General features: G+C 34.9%; 19 protein-coding genes. 7 read left to right on the forward strand and 12 right to left on the reverse strand.

Features of this window, described 5'->3' with window-relative positions:
• The first annotated feature begins 134 nt into the window (after positions 1–134).
• The 3 genes from BN2144_RS14195 to BN2144_RS14205 all read left to right on the forward strand — a co-directional run bounded on the left by BN2144_RS14195 (position 135) and on the right by BN2144_RS14205 (position 3,798).
• Entirely contained in the window at positions 135–2,087 is a 1,953-nt protein-coding gene (locus BN2144_RS14195; protein ID WP_033828889.1) for a lipoteichoic acid synthase, read from the forward strand.
• Between the two features lie 148 nt (positions 2,088–2,235).
• Positions 2,236–2,991: a GNAT family N-acetyltransferase gene (locus tag BN2144_RS14200; RefSeq protein WP_033828890.1), complete on the forward strand. Its 756-nt coding sequence runs from the start codon at positions 2,236–2,238 to the stop codon at positions 2,989–2,991.
• Positions 2,992–3,015: 24 nt separating this feature from the next.
• A complete protein-coding gene (locus BN2144_RS14205) occupies positions 3,016–3,798 on the forward strand; it encodes an SDR family NAD(P)-dependent oxidoreductase (protein WP_033828891.1) in 783 nt (260 codons plus the stop codon).
• Positions 3,799–3,899: 101 nt separating this feature from the next.
• Here BN2144_RS14205 and BN2144_RS14210 read toward each other — a convergent pair whose 3' ends face one another.
• Complete coding sequence (locus BN2144_RS14210) at positions 3,900–4,127, reverse strand: hypothetical protein (RefSeq protein ID WP_033828892.1); 228 nt, start codon at positions 4,125–4,127, stop codon at positions 3,900–3,902.
• A 397-nt stretch (positions 4,128–4,524) separates the two neighbouring features.
• On the opposite strand from BN2144_RS14210, the gene BN2144_RS14215 reads away from it, so the two are divergent.
• Complete coding sequence (locus BN2144_RS14215) at positions 4,525–5,160, forward strand: YitT family protein (RefSeq protein ID WP_042338007.1); 636 nt, start codon at positions 4,525–4,527, stop codon at positions 5,158–5,160.
• Positions 5,161–5,795: 635 nt separating this feature from the next.
• Here BN2144_RS14215 and BN2144_RS14220 read toward each other — a convergent pair.
• The 9 genes from BN2144_RS14220 to BN2144_RS14255 form a co-directional block, all read right to left on the reverse strand.
• Positions 5,796–6,392, reverse strand: coding sequence for a DUF6518 family protein (locus BN2144_RS14220; RefSeq protein ID WP_033828894.1), 597 nt, complete (start codon positions 6,390–6,392; stop codon positions 5,796–5,798).
• Between the two features lie 325 nt (positions 6,393–6,717).
• Positions 6,718–7,821, reverse strand: coding sequence for a hypothetical protein (locus BN2144_RS20440; RefSeq protein ID WP_230199749.1), 1,104 nt, complete (start codon positions 7,819–7,821; stop codon positions 6,718–6,720).
• Positions 7,822–8,221: 400 nt separating this feature from the next.
• Complete coding sequence (locus tag BN2144_RS20445; protein WP_230199750.1) at positions 8,222–8,620, reverse strand: hypothetical protein; 399 nt, start codon at positions 8,618–8,620, stop codon at positions 8,222–8,224.
• On the reverse strand, positions 8,613–8,795 hold the full coding sequence (locus tag BN2144_RS14230) for a hypothetical protein (RefSeq protein ID WP_230199751.1): 183 nt from the start codon (positions 8,793–8,795) through the stop codon (positions 8,613–8,615). The genes BN2144_RS20445 and BN2144_RS14230 overlap by 8 nt, the downstream gene beginning before the upstream one ends.
• Positions 8,796–8,953: 158 nt before the next feature.
• Positions 8,954–9,559, reverse strand: a complete 606-nt coding sequence (cysC, locus tag BN2144_RS14235; RefSeq protein ID WP_033828896.1) for an adenylyl-sulfate kinase — start codon at positions 9,557–9,559, stop codon at positions 8,954–8,956.
• A 134-nt stretch (positions 9,560–9,693) separates the two neighbouring features.
• Entirely contained in the window at positions 9,694–10,839 is a 1,146-nt protein-coding gene (gene sat / locus BN2144_RS14240) for a sulfate adenylyltransferase (protein ID WP_033828897.1), read from the reverse strand.
• A 42-nt stretch (positions 10,840–10,881) separates the two neighbouring features.
• Complete coding sequence (locus BN2144_RS14245) at positions 10,882–11,592, reverse strand: phosphoadenylyl-sulfate reductase (RefSeq protein WP_033828898.1); 711 nt, start codon at positions 11,590–11,592, stop codon at positions 10,882–10,884.
• Positions 11,585–12,136, reverse strand: a complete 552-nt coding sequence (locus BN2144_RS14250; RefSeq protein WP_033828899.1) for a histidine phosphatase family protein — start codon at positions 12,134–12,136, stop codon at positions 11,585–11,587. The genes BN2144_RS14245 and BN2144_RS14250 overlap by 8 nt, the downstream gene beginning before the upstream one ends.
• A gap of 1 nt (position 12,137) precedes the next feature.
• On the reverse strand, positions 12,138–12,887 hold the full coding sequence (locus BN2144_RS14255; protein ID WP_033828900.1) for a phosphosulfolactate synthase: 750 nt from the start codon (positions 12,885–12,887) through the stop codon (positions 12,138–12,140).
• 176 nt (positions 12,888–13,063) lie between these two features.
• Here BN2144_RS14255 and BN2144_RS14260 point away from each other — a divergent pair, with 176 nt between their 5' ends.
• The 3 genes from BN2144_RS14260 to BN2144_RS14270 all read left to right on the forward strand — a co-directional run bounded on the left by BN2144_RS14260 (position 13,064) and on the right by BN2144_RS14270 (position 15,556).
• The gene (locus tag BN2144_RS14260; RefSeq protein WP_033828901.1) at positions 13,064–14,332 is read left to right on the forward strand and encodes an MFS transporter; all 1,269 of its coding nucleotides are present in this window, start codon (positions 13,064–13,066) and stop codon (positions 14,330–14,332) included.
• A gap of 45 nt (positions 14,333–14,377) precedes the next feature.
• Positions 14,378–14,674: a hypothetical protein gene (locus BN2144_RS14265; RefSeq protein WP_033828902.1), complete on the forward strand. Its 297-nt coding sequence runs from the start codon at positions 14,378–14,380 to the stop codon at positions 14,672–14,674.
• A 117-nt stretch (positions 14,675–14,791) separates the two neighbouring features.
• Positions 14,792–15,556, forward strand: a complete 765-nt coding sequence (locus tag BN2144_RS14270; protein WP_033828903.1) for a sulfite exporter TauE/SafE family protein — start codon at positions 14,792–14,794, stop codon at positions 15,554–15,556.
• A gap of 44 nt (positions 15,557–15,600) precedes the next feature.
• On the opposite strand, the gene BN2144_RS14275 is transcribed toward BN2144_RS14270, so the two are convergent.
• Both BN2144_RS14275 and BN2144_RS14280 read right to left on the reverse strand, forming a co-directional pair.
• The gene (locus BN2144_RS14275; protein WP_033828904.1) at positions 15,601–16,320 is read right to left on the reverse strand and encodes an NAD-dependent deacylase; all 720 of its coding nucleotides are present in this window, start codon (positions 16,318–16,320) and stop codon (positions 15,601–15,603) included.
• A gap of 60 nt (positions 16,321–16,380) precedes the next feature.
• The gene (locus BN2144_RS14280) at positions 16,381–16,929 is read right to left on the reverse strand and encodes a phosphatase PAP2 family protein (protein WP_033828905.1); all 549 of its coding nucleotides are present in this window, start codon (positions 16,927–16,929) and stop codon (positions 16,381–16,383) included.
• Positions 16,930–17,098 lie beyond the last annotated feature (169 nt).

Raw genomic sequence — 17,098 nt, forward strand, 5'->3', positions numbered from 1 at the left:
TACTACTTTTATATTTTCCTAAGATGTAATCCATGTAAATTTTATACTAAGAAATTATTAAAAATGTTGTTCTCCTTGCTACAGTATAACAATTGAATACAAAGCAAGAATATGAACTAGAGGTAGGTGTAATTATGAACAACTTACTTGTTAAAGAGAACAGAACGATTTTGAATAAATTCATGAGCTTTTACTTTTTTGCGGTTTTACTACTCTGGGCAAAAACGTATATTACTCAACAAACCCAGTTTAGTCTTGGCGTAGAAGGGGCAATGCAACAATTTTTATTGTTAGTTAATCCTTTAGGTTCTGTCATGCTTTTTCTTGGATTTTCCTTTTTATTTAAAAATCGAAAAAGATATACCGCTCTTGTCGTTATTTACGGTTTAATGAGCATCCTTCTATATGCCAATGTTGTGTACTATCGTTTCTTCAGTGACTTTATTACACTACCTACGATTTTCCAAACACAAAACTTTGGCAGCTTAGGTGGCACGATTTTAGCCTTACTAAAACCATATGATATTCTATTTTTTGTAGACTGGGCATTCATTATTTATTTACGAGCTTCGAAACGAATTGCAAAAGAAACACATGATACGAACAGAAAAAAAGCCGTTGCAATTATTTCTTTAGCGCTCGGAATTTCTTGCTTAAATTTGGGGCTTGCTGAAGCAGATCGTCCTGAATTATTAACTCGCGGTTTTGACCGGAACTATATCGTGAAATACTTAGGTATGTACAATTACACGATTTATGATACGGTTGAAAGCACGAAAGCCTCTGCACAAAGGGTTCTTGCAGATAGTAATGATATTACAGAAGTTATCAACTATACGAAATCAAACTATGCCGAACCAAATCCGAAATATTTTGGTAAAGCTAAAGGTATGAATGTAATCTATTTACACTTAGAATCAACGCAAAACTTTCTAATTAACTATAAATTAAACGGAGAAGAAGTAACTCCATTTTTAAATTCATTAACAAAAGATCCAAACACATTGTACTTTGACAACTTCTTTCACCAAACTGCACAAGGTAAAACATCAGATGCAGAATTTTTATTAGAAAACTCTATTTTTGGATTGCCACAAGGATCTGCCTATATTACAAAAGGTCGAAATACGTATCAAGCGGCTCCTGCAATTTTTAAGGATCACAAATATACATCTGCTGTTTTCCATGGGAATAGTGGTAGTTTTTGGAACAGAAACGAAATATATAAATCATTTGGTTTCGATCATTTCTTTGATTTAAATTATTATAATGTATCAGACGAAATGGATTTGGCTGAATATGGCTTAATGGACAAACCATTTTTTGAACAATCAATGGATTTATTAAAAACATTACCACAACCTTTTTATACAAAATTTATTACGGTTTCTAATCATTATCCTTTTGATTTAGATGAAGATTTAGCAACGATTGATAAAGCAGATACAGGTGACAAAACAGTTGATAATTATTTCCAAACTGCACGTTATGAAGACGAAGCGATGGAACAAATGTTTAATCAATTAAAAGAGGCTGGATTATACGATAATTCCGTCATTATCTTATACGGCGACCATTATGGTATAAGTGATAACCATAAAAAGGCAATGGCACAAGTGATTGGTAAAGAAGTTGACGATTACGAAAGTGCAAATTTACAACGTGTACCTTTATTTATTCATGTACCAGGAATTGAAGGAGGCACTGTTCATACGTTTGGTGGTCAAGTAGATGTATTACCTACTCTATTGCATTTACTCGGCATTGATACAAAAGATTATGTGCAATTTGGTTCTGATCTATTATCAGAACACCATAATGAAGTTGTTGCCTTTCGTAACGGTGATTTTGTTAGTCCTACAATTTATTCACTAGGCGGGAAATATTACGATGCAAAAACTGGTCTTCCATTAGATGAAAATGAACTTAAATTAGCCAACGAATATAAAGAAGAAGTGGATTATAAACTACAATTATCAGATAAAGTAGTTAATGGCGACTTATTACGGTTCTATACACCTGATGGGTTTACGCCAATTGACCGAACAAAATATAACTACAGTAAAGATGCTGATGAAGTAGAATAAGCAGAATAAGAGGTCTGATCTTTTTGGTCAGTCCTCTTTTCTTATCCTTTATAAAATGTTATAATATTTCTGTCAATTCCATCACTTTTTGTTATCACTTTTTCCGAAACATACAAATAACTTTATCCCGAATGAGAGGGTGTTGTCTTTGCTAATTACATATAATGATATTCACTATTATGGTCAACCGGTTTCTGAGACAGACTTATATACACATGTCCATTTTCCTGAAATGAAAAATTATTATAGTGGGAATTTTATTCAGTTTAAAACGATGCCAACATTAAATGAGTTTCATTCCACTGCTATTTACTTGTTAAATTTTCATAAATTAAACGGGCAAAACCATATTCAATTTTATTTTCCACCAAATCAGAAACCTACAAATGAATTAATGAACGTATTTAATCGGGAAAATTATCAATGTAGTTTCACCGAATTATATGCTATTCGTCCAAATCAGTTTATTTCTCGCAATGTAAATCCAGATGTAGCTGTTTATCCTGTAGAAGAGGAATCTTTTCCAACATACCTTAAAATACAGTATGAGTTTGATTCACAGTTCGGAGAGCAATTTGCTGATAATAAAGCAATCATTCATGAGCAAAATTTTCATAATACGTCCGTTTTGCAATTACTTGGTTATTATAAGGGGGATCCTGTTGGAACAGTTGATTGCATCATCCGAGATCATATGGTAGAGATTGATAGTTTAGGAGTATTAGAACAGTTTCGAAGTTTGAGCGTTGGGACATGTCTACAAAAATATGTGATGGATCATTTTCCAGATAAAATGGTTATTTTAGTCGCAGATGGTGAGGATACACCACGGGAAATGTATCAAAAACAAAATTATCAATATTACGGTTTTCGTTATGAAGTATTAAAGGTGGATGAGGAATAACTGTAAATAAAGGAGGAGTAGGAAATGGACTTAGGTTTGCATGGCAAAATCGCCTTTATAACCGGTGGTAGTAAAGGGATTGGCTTATTTACTGCATTGCAACTTGTTAAAGAAGGCTCAGATGTTGCGATTTGCGCTAGAGGTCATGAGGGGTTAGAATCAGCACGTACATACATAAAAGACCAAACTGGAAAAGATGTATTCATTATCCAAGCAGATATACGAAATGAAGGGGAATGTCGAGGTGCGGTTGAACAAGTCGTATCCCACTTTGGAGGATTGGATATTTTAATTAATAATGCTGGAACTTCTGCAGCATATCCATTTGAAAAAGTAGGTACTGATCTCTTTCGAGAAGACTTAGATTTGAAATTATTTGGAGCAATCCATTGTTCACGTTATGCCATACCTCATATACGTAAAAGAGGAGGAGGATCCATTATTAATGTAACAGCTGCACTTGCGAAAACACCAACTGCTTCAAGTCTCCCAACGAGTGTTAGCCGCTCAGCAGGTATGGCATTGACGAAAGCGATGAGTAAAGATTTAGGTGCTGACAGTATACGAGTGAATACAGTTTGTATCGGGTTAATTCAAAGTAATCAAATTGAGAAAATGTGGAAAAAGCAACGACCGGATTTAACATGGGATGAATATTCAAAAGAAGTAGGTAAACAAATACCCCTAGGTCGAATTGGGAATACAGAAGAAGCTGCGAATGTCATTACTTTTTTAGTATCTGATGCTGCTTCATATGTTACGGGTACATCTATTAATATTGATGGTGGAAGTTCTGGGGTATTATAACCAAATAATAAAAAGAAAAGCTGTCCAGTTGAAAGTTACTCGCATTGGACAGCTTTTTTCGAGGCAAAAAATAAAACGAATTTAACCGTTCCGTTCATCCTTTAGATAAACTGATTTTTATCATTTTTATAGTCATTCTTTTGCATTTTCTCTAATTCTAACCGCAGTTTTTCTGTTTCAAGTAAGTAGTTACTTTGCTTTAATTTTTCCAGTTCAATTTCATCTTGAATTAATTTTTGTTTAATTGTCGCTTGTTTCCGCATATGTGAAGTAACAATAGCGATAATCGGAATAGAAAAAATCATAATAATTGAAATAATATCTTCCATACCTATCCTCCCTTTTCAATGAATCTATCTTTATTTTACACAAGTTTGAAAAATATGGAATCTATTTCTGTTCCGCTTTTACCTTAGCTTATTGAAAAATATAAATTTTTCAATATCTACTTTTATCACGCATAGGTGTATAAGAATTTTGTTAGCCATCCCCACCGTGTCGAAACAAGTCGTTCAGTGAACTCTTTGGCTTAGCTCTTATCATGGCTCGAGCCCTAAGTTTTCTTTACACATACGAATATCGTAAATTATATCAACAATAGCCAGTATGATTTCATCTATTTGTTCGTCTAAAAGATCTATAATCATATTATTTACTTGTTTCTCATAAAATGGACAAGAAGGTAGTCGAGAGGGAATATTCGGTGACAGTGGGTGAACAATGGAAATGGAATTCTTTCGTGTTCTATATCGACAAATTATCTTATATGTATTGCTATTTTTCGGTGCAATTATTCAAGGGCTAGCAATGGCTTTATTTTTATTTCCTCACAGTATTCCTTCAGGTGGTGGTGCAGGTCTCGCCATCTTGCTCAATTATTTCTTTCATCTACCGCTTGGTTTCTCATTATGGATTGCAAATGCCATTTTTTTAATTTTTGCCCTGAATTACTTTGGATTTACTTGGACAATTAAAACGATTCTATCCGTAGCGACAACATCACTTACAGTTACACTAATTACGGAGAATGTTTATTTAACACATATTCACATAAGTATTGATATTTTACTAGGTAGTATGATATATGGAATTGGTGTCGGAACATTACTTCGGGTCGGTTCATCAAGTGGCGGTATGGTCATTCCATCATTAATGATTGCTAGACCGCACAATTGGAATCCAGGAATTGTTATGTTTTGGATTAACTTATGTATCTTTTTACTCACTTCTCTAGTTATCGATTATAAAATTATTTTATTTGCTGTATTATGTCAATTTGTATCCACACGTGTCATCGATTACATATATTTATTTGAGTTTCCACGTTTTCCGTATTTTTCATTGTCATGGCGAAAAAAGTGAATAAAGAAAAATTTTAGGGCATAAACATTGGTAAAGCGAGAGCCGTAGTTTTCTAGAAGAGAGTTTTTCGGCTTTGCTGTTATCATGCCGAATCCTCACTTGTCTGCTTATGCGTAGGAAAGGGCTGTTTAGAAGCTTATGTGTTTGATTTTTGGCTGTCCTTTCTTTCATGTTTAAAACCTCGATATATCAACATGCTTGATTATCATATATTATGGGGGAATCACTTTTCGGAAAGCCCCTTCCTATTAACCGAAAAAAGATCCTATTCGTTTAGTAAGCCGTTCCGTTTTGAGGTGCAAAACAGCAATTAACACGCAAAAAATACCGAAATAGCGTTCATATTTAGTCAAAACGAAGCTAAAAGAGTGGTTAATATTAACCAGTCTTTTAGCATAAGTATTCTTAACACATCCAACAATTTTTTCGGATTTTCCCAAAAAAAATAATGTTTTGCAATAAGAAGCGGAACCCGTTAGATTCTATTGAGTCTACTTTTGGAGTTCAAAATCGCAATTTGAAAATAAAATAACATTGTAAATCATAATATATGCTCATATGAATTCACGTCATAAATTACAAAACGGCTTGGGGGTTGTCCTCCAAGCTATTTTTCTAATTTAAATTTTCAATCTCTAGGTTAAAATGTGCAAAATTTGATAGCCGATAATACCCAATACTACAATTAGCAAAGCTATAAGTAAGGAACTGATTCGTTCTTTGTTTGTACGTTCCAAAACTAAAACCAAAACAATACCAATTGCAATTTGAACTACACCTATATCAAGCATATGACGATAGTCATTTATATGGATAAATTTATCCAACCCTTCAGTAATAAACACTCCGCCAATCAGAGCACTACCGATTTTATGTTTTAAACCCTTACCGCTTCTCCATAAATATCCCGCAATTCCAAAAATGGTACCGCCAATGATTGCTGCTCCAGTCCAAACCAATATAAAATATATTGAATGAGGTACATTTTGTATCAGCATTTCATATCCGTAGTATCCAACTACCATTCCAAGAAGGCTTAATATACTAAATAATGCTGATTTCGTTTTTGTTGAACCCATCGCACCTATAAAATAGGCTGGTAAAAGCCAAGACACACCAGAGTTAGCGATTGAGTTCCAACTTCCTGGAAGGACTCCTTGGCCCAAAACTGTAAGTATCCCTATTATAATTCCTGTCAAGATTGAGATTAAAACACCATTCCTAAATTTCAAAAATCATCACCTACAAAAATTTATTAAAATAAAAACCCAATTTTACTTTTATATAATAACATAAAAATCATTATCTCCTGTTAACAATTGGGTAAATTAACTTTATCTTAATCGAAAAAGTCAATAGGACGCACAAACACATATTATTTCAATAGGTATGATTTTTGATGATAATTATGGTGCAAAATCAGTAACAAGTGTCCATAAACATTAGTTTTGTTGTACTTCTAAAAAATCTTAGTTCATTTTTAAAGCAGTGGGTTTCAAAACCCTCTGCTACCTTATCTCATATAGATAACATCTTTTAAAGTGAAAACTTTATCCGTCAAACTGAATCGTTGAGCAGGTGTTCTAACTTCAGATTTGAATCCTGTTGTTTTATACAGCTTACAAAAGTTGTAGTACACCCGTAAAATGGTAAAAGCCATCTGTGCATACTTCGGGTTGTAATTGGAATAATTGTAACTCTTCCCGTCTTTGCCGTCACAATCGGGCGTTCCAAAACAGATAATCTTCTTCTCATTAGCTGAATAAAATTGTTCGTTGCATTATCGTTTACATTGAGAATGAGATTGGCTATGTCTCCTGGTTCCAGCGAGGATAAGTCTGTTGTACAATCCGCCCACCTAAACCCTCGGTCTGGTGATGCTAATGGATGTTCAATCGGAGTTCCAGCGTGAACATTATAGTTGTGGAATCCATCTGACTCGACCTTATGAAAATGATGCGTATGAAACAATTCTTCAAGTTTTAAATAAGCTAACTTTCTTAAAGACTTGGTATCATAGCCAGAATTATTCCCCCTATCAAGTAAATCCACTGCGGCTTGTTTAAATTCTTTACGAGCTTGTGACCTTGTTTTTGTTTTATTAGTTTGGCAAAGAAAATGATGGGCATCCGATAACCTAATTTCCTTTGAAAACACCCTGTAAATGGATGACATCAGGGAGTTATCCTTATCCGTTACAAAACGCCATTCTGTCGCCTTTACAAGCTGTTTAATGAGCCAAAGATGGGCGCTGGTTGTATAGGTTGCATTAATATGAAGACCCTCGATATAGCATTCCCTGATTACAAATTTTTTGAGGTCATTTTCATATTCGGATTTCGTTTGGGTATCGTTTTTAGATGGCGGTTGCGGGAATGCAGAGTATTTACCAAATCTGCCGTTTTTCCTAGCGAACTCATTTAAATGGTCCTCTTTGTAAAGGATGGTATCCAACGCAATATCACCAAAAGTAATATCCCAATCGTATGCCACATCCGAAAGAAAAACATATCTGGAATGAATATCGGTAGTAACGACAATACTTGTTGGGAATTGAGTATCTTCCATATCTTCAAATCTTTCGCCTCGACCCTTTTTCCTGACATTGTTTAGGTTATAGTTCATCTTATCGGTTTTCAGCCATATTTCTTTGAAGTTCATATTCTCTAATGCTTTTTTTCTCGTGTTTATCTAAAAATTCAAGACAGCAGCGAAACAACCATTCCAATTTTTGATAGTATGTGCTCCTGCCGATTTCTAAGATTTCACAAGTTCTAGTAATTGGAGTTTTGTTTACGATGTGTTTTGCAATCATCGGTAGAATGTCGTTTCTCTGCTGATGGCATGTGGTACACTCCCTTTTGGTTGGCAGAACATTTGTCATCTTTTTACAGGTTTTGCATTGATACTTTTGCGAATTGCTGGAACTTTTCCCTCGTCGATAAAATGATTTCGGATTATCAAATGGACTTAAATCTGCGTCTGCACAATCTTCTTTATGAAACTAATACTTAGGCTCAATATCCTTTACTGTTTCAACTCTCACCAATCTTGCGATTTCTTAGGCAACAGACCAATTGGAAACTGTCATAGAATTACAATTTAATGTGACACCAACCATTGGGGATACAGGGTCAGGATTGCAAATAATAGACTTTTCTTCGTCAGTTTCAGATAAACGGTAGCTGCTTAACCTTCCTTTGGCTGCGAACTTTTCTTGAGGCATTCCGTGCCATTTGCAAAAAGGATTGGTGCAATGATTGTACTGAATTTTATAAGTTGTTCCGTTCCACTCGAAATCAGCAGGCATAAACAATAAGTCTTTAAATTTTGTCGCAAATTTCTTCGGGGTTAACAAGTTATATTGTTTTGTTCGGTCAGATGCTTCATTTGAAGAAACAGGTGAAAAAACAGAAACCAGATTATCATCCAAGGTAGATAATCTTTTTAATTTAGCCAATCTCTTTACCTTCCATTAGTTCTTCTAAATCCAGTTCTTTTATAACCCGCTTGTTATTTCGCTTGTTTTTAATCCATTCAATGAACTGTACGTCTCCCAAAATATTGAGAAGAAACATATCAACAATTTCACTTTCGTCGTATTCCGTGTACTCAGCATAATGTTTTACAATCATCCTGGTCCGTTCGGATAACAGCCAATTTCAATGCTACTTTATACACCAAATGCCAATAAATGTTGATATACCAACAAAAACAAAAAAGCGAAATCTTTGCGATTTCACTTAAAAATTGTATTGCTAAATGTACTGTTAGCACCTCAAAACGGAACGATTTATTCGTTTAGGATCTTTTTATCAATCAAGTAATCAATAATTAGTTGAACGGATTCGTCAATTGTTACCTCACTTGAATCAATCATAATTTCGGGGTGAAGGGGGGCCTCATAAGGGGATGTGATTCCGGTAAAATCGGTTATTTCTCCATTCCTTGCTTTTCTATATAACCCTTTTGGGTCACGATCTTCACATATCGAAAGTGGGCAGTGAACATAAACTTCTATAAATTCATCTTTATTAAATAAATTTCGAACTTGCAAACGGTCTCCTCGAAATGGGGAAATAAATGCGGTTGATACAATCGTTCCGCTATCAACAAATAACTTTGCTACTTCACCAATTCTCCGGATATTTTCCTTTCGATCGATTTCGCTAAATCCAAGGTCTTTATTTAAACCGTGACGAATATTATCTCCATCTAGAACATAACTTTTTATACCTCGTTCGAACAACACAATATCAATGGAGTTAGCGATTGTTGATTTTCCAGCACCAGAAAGTCCTGTAAACCAAAGAACACAACTTTTATGGCCATTTTTTATCGAACGTTCTTTTTTTGAAATGGCTTGTTGATGCCAAACGATATTTGTACTTTTTGTCATCTGTCACCCTTCCTTTATATGCTCGTTTGTATCGTCTCATTTTGCTAATAGGAGAAAGTATAAATTTTCCAATTCCTACTTTCCTTGTGCGCTTAAGTGAAGGCTACGGGCCTGTTTGCCAAGAGGATTGTGTCCTAAAGTTTATTTACTTTTAAACCTTCAATTAAAATATCGACAACTTCTTTGCGGCTGAACTCTTTCGGTGGACGAATCCCTTTATTTAACATTTCACGCACTTTCGTTCCAGATAAAATCATATGATCACTTACATCGTGTGGGCAAGTTTTGCTGGAAGCCATATTTTCACACTTTCTACAGTAGAAGCTATGTTCAAAAAATAACGGTTGAATACCTAATTCTTCCATTGTAAAGTTTGAAAATATTTTTTGTGCATCATAAGAGCCATAATAATTGCCAACACCAGCATGATCTCTTCCGACAATAAAGTGGGTACAACCATAATTTTTTCGCACAATTGCATGAAAAATGGCTTCCCTTGGGCCAGCATAACGCATCGCAGCAGGAAATACAGATAAGAATACACGGTTTTTCGGGTAATATTCATTAAGTAAGACAAGATAACTCTTCATGCGAACGTCACTAGGTATATCGTCAGCCTTCGTTTCTCCAACAAGTGGATTTAAGAATAAACCATCAACAATTTCTAATGCCGATTTTTGAATATATTCATGTGCACGATGAACAGGGTTACGAGTTTGAAACCCGACAATCGTTTTCCAATCTAATTCTTTAAATTTTTCTCTCGTGTCTTTCGGATCGAGATAATAAGTAGAAAATTGACTTTTCTTTGGTCGTTTGAATAAAGTAATAGGTCCCGCAACATAGTAATCTTTACGAGAAAAAAGTTTTTTTACACCGGGATGATTGATATCTGTTGTACGAAACACTTGCTCCGCCTCTATTTGTTTATTTGGTTTATATTTGTCTGTTACAGTCATTTCAGCATAAATGGTACCGTTATAGGCAAGATTGATTGTTTCTCCTATACTTATATTATTTGCCAAGACTTCATCTATAGATAATGTTATTGGAATTGACCAAGGTAGAGAGGGTTCGTAAAGACGCATGCTCGACAAAACCGATTCATAGTCAGCTTTCCCCATAAATCCAGTTAATGGACTATAGGCACCATTGGCAATAAGTTCTACGTCGCTTAATTCAAGTGCATCAATGGCTACGATTTTATGGGATTCGTTTATTTGCTTTGTAAGGTCGATACGATTTATTAACTGGCCACCATGTGGTATACTTGTAGTCAACAAAATTTCCTCCATTTCTTTATATTTAGCAGAAATATACGTCTAGTTTATATGCAGGCCACACTCTATTTTCCCAGTGCCTGCCCAACGGCCCGAACGAGAACCTCCATTTCCTTCAATCGGTTTCGTGCACGGGGCACAGCCAATACTTGGATAGCCTTGATCATGAAGAGAATTGTAAGGTAAATGATGTAATTCGATATACATTAAAATTTCTTCCCAAGTCCAATGGATAAGTGGGCAAATTTTAATCTTTTTAAATTTATGATCTTGATTAATAAATTGAACGTTTTTTCTTGTAGCAGATTGTTCACGTCGTAGGCCGGATATCCAAGCGATTGAATCTTTTAACGCTTCTTCTAAAGGGGAAACTTTTCGTAAATAGCAGCAAAGGTTCGGTTCTCGTTTCCATAATTCATCACCATACTGCTCTAATTGTTGGAGTAGCGTTAATTTTGGCTGAACCATCTTAATTTGCAAACTTGGATAACGTTCTTTCACTTTTTCAATCAACTCATACGTCTCTTTAAAATGTAAATTTGTATCTAAAAAAATAATCTTTGCCTCTTTATTTACTTTACTAATTAAATCAATAAGAACGATTCCCTCAGCACCGAAACTACATGCGTAGATAATTCTATCCATATACTCGGAATATGCCCATTTTAAAATGCCGAGATAATCGGATGTTTTGTCTAGAATCGTGGCAACTTCTGTTTCATCCCACGTATCATAAGTTAATTTTTTACTCAATGGTCATCCTCCTTTTTACATACTCAATTTGGATCATTTGATTATTTAACACCTTCATTTGATTCATTTTAGTTACATCGCGGGTATTGATATAGGAAATTAGTGCTCGAATCCACGCGCCATGACCAAAAACTAACACATGCTCACAATTCTTGTATTTTTCGAGAAAAAGACGAATGCGCATTTCTAATTCTTCTATATGTTGCCGTAATACGGACGCTTTCGGATTAATAAACCATGTTTCACCTGTAATCTTGATAAGTTCTCGTTTCGTTTTTCCTTCAAATGGACCAAAATCAAGTTCATCTAATAACCCGTCAATCACTGGTTGAAATCCATAATAGTATGCTGTTTGCTGCGTTCTTTTCAACATACTGGCTAAAACAATTGAGGGAGGCGGAGTTTTTGATAACCTTACTAAATTTCTTCGGATGTCTTGTTGAATCGTCTCTGTTATTGGCAGTATCGGAATATCTTTTTTTCCTTGTAATAAACCTTTTTTATTCCATTCAGTTGGGAGATGACGAATGAGCGTAATTAGCATGTTATTCCTCCATGAAAAATGTTTCACTACGAAGGCCACATCGTTCGGCTTCTAAAGTTAAAACATCGGATAATTTAATATTACCTAAATTCACATTCGGTCCAATATGGTTAATAAAGAACATTTGATGTTTGGCCGTTGGAGCTTCAAAAATGAGTTGATTCACATTAAAATCTTTTGTTAACGCATGAATTAAATTGGATTTTACTTCACCGTTTTTGTTATAAATACCAGATGTTCCTGAATCTCTTCCTTCTGTTATGCAGTATGTTGCGCCTGCTTCAAGTAACAGTTTCATTTCTTGTTTCCAATCGGTTATCGATAGATCTTTCGTCGAGTCCTTTGATCCGACTTCAGCAAAACAGGAAAACTCCTCTTTCAACTTGGAAATCAGTTTAAGACGATCTTCTAATGGAATCTCTAAAGTACCGGTTGAAATTTCAATCCAGTCTATCCTATACTTTTTCAATGTTTGTATATATTGATCTAGCTTATTTTGATGGTAACATTTTTCAAAAAATGTTCCGCCAAAAAATGGTTTGATATGATATGATTTGTACAATTCAATTTTCTCTTGTAACCTTGGGGTTATATAAGCTGTGCCAACACCAATTTTTGCAAAATCAATAAATTTACTATAATCTTCAAGAATTGCCTGCAATTGACGAATCGGAACACCTAAGTCAATCACAGATGTGATTCCATATTCACGATTTCCTGTCGTTCTTTGCGGTATCGCTAAAAAATCCATACCAGTTGCACCTCACTTTTCTAAAGATAAATTATTCAAAACGTAGGCGAATGTGTATGTTATGGGCTTTTTTCACATAAATTGGGCATTCGTCCAAAACTTGTAACTGAATAAATTACGTTCAAATTTCGAACAATAACTTTGCATGAATTAGAAAAGTGTCAGGAGGAGTATCCTTGTCAAAGAAGAAACCAAAAGGATTAACGATAACAGCAATCGGGTCTATACCATTAATCCTTGTATTAGGAAACTCGATGCTAATTCCAATTTTACCTCAAATGAAATCTGAACTAGGGATTAGTCAATTCCAGACTAGTCTGGTTATTACAGCCTTTTCGATAGCAGCCGCGATCATGATTCCAATACTCGGATATTTGTCCGATCGTTTTTCGCGAAAAGCTGTCGTAATCCCAGCCTTAACTTTATATGGTTTAGGTGGGTTGTTAGCGGGATTTGCAGCTGCATGGTTCAATAATGCATATCTTTGGATTTTAGTAGGTAGAATTATGCAGGGGATAGGAGCTGCCGGGACGACTTCGATGGCAATGGCTTTAGCTGGAGATTTATTTAAGGGCGGTGAACAAAGTAAAGTTTTAGGGTTAGTTGAAGCCTCAAACGGTTTTGGAAAAGTAATTAGCCCTATTATTGGCTCTTTACTAGCCTTAATTTTTTGGTATGCAGCATTTTTTGCTTTTCCAATTTTTTGCCTAATTTCAATTTTATTAACAATCTTTTTTATTAAAGAAAAAAAGAAAGAGAAAGAACCTCCTTCCGTTGGCCAATATGTAAAAGGGTTAGTATCTATTTTTAAATCTGAAGGCCGTTGGTTAACAGTCACTTATTTAACTGGTGCAACATGCCTCTTCACATTGTTTGGCATACTCTTTTACATATCGGACGTGTTGGAAAAAGATTATAAAATTGATGGTGTCATAAAAGGTGGCATTTTAGCTATTCCACTTTTATTTATGACAACCACATCGTATATAACAGGAAGTAAAATCGGCAAAAACATGAAGCTTATGAAAAAGTTAATTGTTATCGGTCTATTACTAATGACCATTTCATTTGCTTCTCTCGTGTTTTTCAAGAAGTTAATCCCATTTTTTTCTGTACTTGTCGTAAGCAGTATTGGAACAGGACTTGCTTTACCTTGTTTAAACAGTTTTATTACTGGTGCAGTTTCGTCCGAAAAACGCGGATTCGTTACGTCAATCTATGGTTCGGTCCGGTTTCTTGGTGTCGCCATTGGTCCACCCATTTATAGTACATTAATGGGGTGGTCACGTTCTGGGATGTTTTTAACGACGGCCGGATTAACACTATTTGTTTGTTTATTATCTTTATTCTTTATTAAAGTACAGAAGCAAGAAGGAGAAAAACAAAAAGGGAAAAAGAAGGAAAATGATGTGGATAGTTTGTTTGAAAAACTACAGTTTACGTAACCATCATGAATAGAAAGCAAAAAAAGTTAAAAGGAGAAGATCGTATTGGAAATTTACCTTTCACCTGAAGTGATAACTCCTCATTTTCAAATATTGAATGTCGTAAATGGTGAAGATAAAGCATTAGGCAACATCGCACTTTTATTTGATGGAAAAAAGCTGTATGCACATGGAATTCTTGAGGAAGAAGGGGTAAGTGAGAATTTTAAAAGTATTGTACAACCTTATATTAGAGGATTAGCAAAAGCAAAACCAGATTTAGAAGTTTACTCTTGTCTTTATGTAGGTTGTAAAAAGATCAGCTTAAATGGAGATGAGGAAAAAGAAAAAAATAAAGAGTAACTTGAAATGCCAGACTAATTTATAAGGTCTGGCACTTTTTAAAAAATCGCTTCATACATTATCACATGTATTTTGACAATCATGTGTTCATTCCAGAATTGTTTGGAGCGTGTAAATATGAGTTTGGGCATTATTTTTATGGGATTTTTTGTTGGCTTTCTCGTCGGATTAACCGGTGTTGGGGGAGCTGCCTTACTTACACCAATTTTAATCTTGTTAGGAATTAACCCAACAATTGCAGTTGGGACAGATTTAGCCTACAACTCTGTAACAAAGTTTTTTGGGTCAATTGGACATTGGCGGCAAAAAACAATCAATTTACAATTAGTTAAACATTTAAGTATCGGAAGTTTACCAGGAGCGGTTATTGCCGTTTTCCTTCTAAGAATGTTTGAAAACTTTTTTCATTATCAAGAGCAACTCATTAAAATGGTGCTAGGCTATGTCTTAATCTTTGTTGCACTAACAACACTTTATAAAACGTTCTATAAGCCGAAAAATAAGTTAAATCCAATACAAGCAAAGACTATTAACGAAAAAAAGTACTTAACCATTAGTATTGGGTTACTGTTTGGTTTTCTTGTTGGTCTAACATCTGTCGGTTCTGGCTCTCTATTTGCTGTGGCAATGTTATTATTTTATAATTTAAAACCAAGTGAATTGGTTGGAACGGATATTGCACATGCATTTTTTCTTGTAACAATTGCAGGAATTTTACATGCTGGGCTTGGAAATGTTGATTATGTATTGACGGGAAATTTACTTGTTGGTTCAATTCCCGGTGTGTTAATTGGAAGCAGTTTATCAGCAAAATTCTCACCAAAACCGCTCCGTGCCGTTCTTGCCGTATTGATTTTTTTAAGTGGCTTGAAATTAATTTGAAGTCCGTGATTTAAAAAAGATGGGGCTAAAACAAAATAGCCCCATCATTCATTACTTATATAACCATCAATTTCTTTAAGTAATTCCCCAATTTTCTCACCATGGATTACTTCATCAGCATAAATATCTAAGTTTGTCGGTTCTAAGTTCACAATGACTAATTTTGCCCCTTTTTCTTTTGCAATGAGAGGAAATTGATTGGCTGGGGTGACAGTTAACGATGAACCGAGCACAATAAATAATTCTGCTTTTTCCGCCTCTTCTTGGGCAAATTGAAAAGCATCTTGAGGTAACATTTCCCCGAATAGGACAATGTTTGGACGCAAAACGCCACCGCAATCACAATAAAATTTTTTATTTACATAAGTTTCACTTGTATATTCCTTCCCACACGATTGACAGCGTACTTTTTGTAATGTACCATGTAATTCTGCTACTCGCTTACTACCTGCTTCTTGATGAAATCCATCTACATTTTGCGTAATAATTGAGTGAATGATTCCTTGTTTTTCCCATCGAGCTAATATAAAGTGACCTTCGTGGGGACCAAATTCTTTTACACCAATAACTCGCTCGCGATAAAATTCCATAAATTCTTCTACATTTTTATTAAGTGCGGTTATACTTGCGATTTTACTAGGGTCTTTTTTCTTCCATAATCCTGAATGATTTGATCGAAAGTCAGGCAAGCCGCTTTCTGTAGACATTCCTGCACCTGTAAATACTACTGTATAGTTTGAAGATAACAACCACTCTGCTAGCAATGTAAAATCCACTCCCTTTTACTATGACTATAATTATTATACATACTGAACAAAGTTTTGTTAAAATAGTACTGTTGTAATCATAAAGGAGTAAGAAAAATAACCGGATAATCCTCCAAGAATCCCACCGATTACCACATCGGAAGGGTAATGTAACCCTAAAACAATGCGTGATACTGCGACAGAAATGCCTAATAAAAGTAGGCCAATTGCAATTAGGCTAAATGACTTAAAAAGGATAAAAGGTATTAAAACAGAAAAAATTGCTGTTGTATGTCCAGAGGGAAAAGAGTGATCTTGCAAAGGGTTTTTCGTTACATGTATTTCCTTTAATACAAGATATGGACGTTTTCGTGGGAATAGTTTTTTTACAATTTGAACAGGGATATGACTCACCGCTAAAGCTACTGCACTAGAGAGGGAAACAAGACGAACGGATCCTGAAGAAAAGAATACGAACAACAAAACGGTTAGTATTGTACTTGTCGCACCACCTAAATGTGTAACTACACGAAAGTACAGGCTTGCAATCTTCGAATTGTAATAGCGATTCATTTTACGAAAAAGATGACATTCAAATTGATAGAGACTTTCTACAAAGTTTGTCATGACATTCGCTCCTTTTCTCCAATTACCGTACAATTATCTATAGCATGTTACACTTTTTTTAAAATAGTATATAATCTTTTACAAACACTGAGAATGACGATCCATTTTTAAGTTTATTTAGTAGAAGTCCCCTTACTTCTATAAGCGAAACGAAATGTGGCTGGAAGAA

This window comes from Bacillus andreraoultii (genome assembly GCF_001244735.1).
Classification (GTDB): domain Bacteria; phylum Bacillota; class Bacilli; order Bacillales; family Caldibacillaceae; genus Caldifermentibacillus; species Caldifermentibacillus andreraoultii.

What these genes read in the sequence shown, in the direction of transcription:
- BN2144_RS14195 (WP_033828889.1), top strand. Translation starts at nt 135, where the DNA reads ATGAACAACTTACTTGTTAAAGAGAACAGAACGATTTTGAATAAATTC.
- BN2144_RS14205 (WP_033828891.1), top strand. Translation starts at nt 3,016, where the DNA reads ATGGACTTAGGTTTGCATGGCAAAATCGCCTTTATAACCGGTGGTAGT.
- BN2144_RS14210 (WP_033828892.1), bottom strand. Translation starts at nt 4,127, where the DNA reads ATGGAAGATATTATTTCAATTATTATGATTTTTTCTATTCCGATTATC.
- BN2144_RS14215 (WP_042338007.1), top strand. Translation starts at nt 4,525, where the DNA reads ATGGAATTCTTTCGTGTTCTATATCGACAAATTATCTTATATGTATTG.
- BN2144_RS20440 (WP_230199749.1), bottom strand. Translation starts at nt 7,821, where the DNA reads ATGAACTTCAAAGAAATATGGCTGAAAACCGATAAGATGAACTATAAC.
- BN2144_RS14230 (WP_230199751.1), bottom strand. Translation starts at nt 8,795, where the DNA reads ATGATTGTAAAACATTATGCTGAGTACACGGAATACGACGAAAGTGAA.
- cysC (WP_033828896.1), bottom strand. Translation starts at nt 9,559, where the DNA reads ATGACAAAAAGTACAAATATCGTTTGGCATCAACAAGCCATTTCAAAA.
- BN2144_RS14250 (WP_033828899.1), bottom strand. Translation starts at nt 12,136, where the DNA reads ATGCTAATTACGCTCATTCGTCATCTCCCAACTGAATGGAATAAAAAA.
- BN2144_RS14255 (WP_033828900.1), bottom strand. Translation starts at nt 12,887, where the DNA reads ATGGATTTTTTAGCGATACCGCAAAGAACGACAGGAAATCGTGAATAT.
- BN2144_RS14270 (WP_033828903.1), top strand. Translation starts at nt 14,792, where the DNA reads ATGAGTTTGGGCATTATTTTTATGGGATTTTTTGTTGGCTTTCTCGTC.
- BN2144_RS14280 (WP_033828905.1), bottom strand. Translation starts at nt 16,929, where the DNA reads ATGACAAACTTTGTAGAAAGTCTCTATCAATTTGAATGTCATCTTTTT.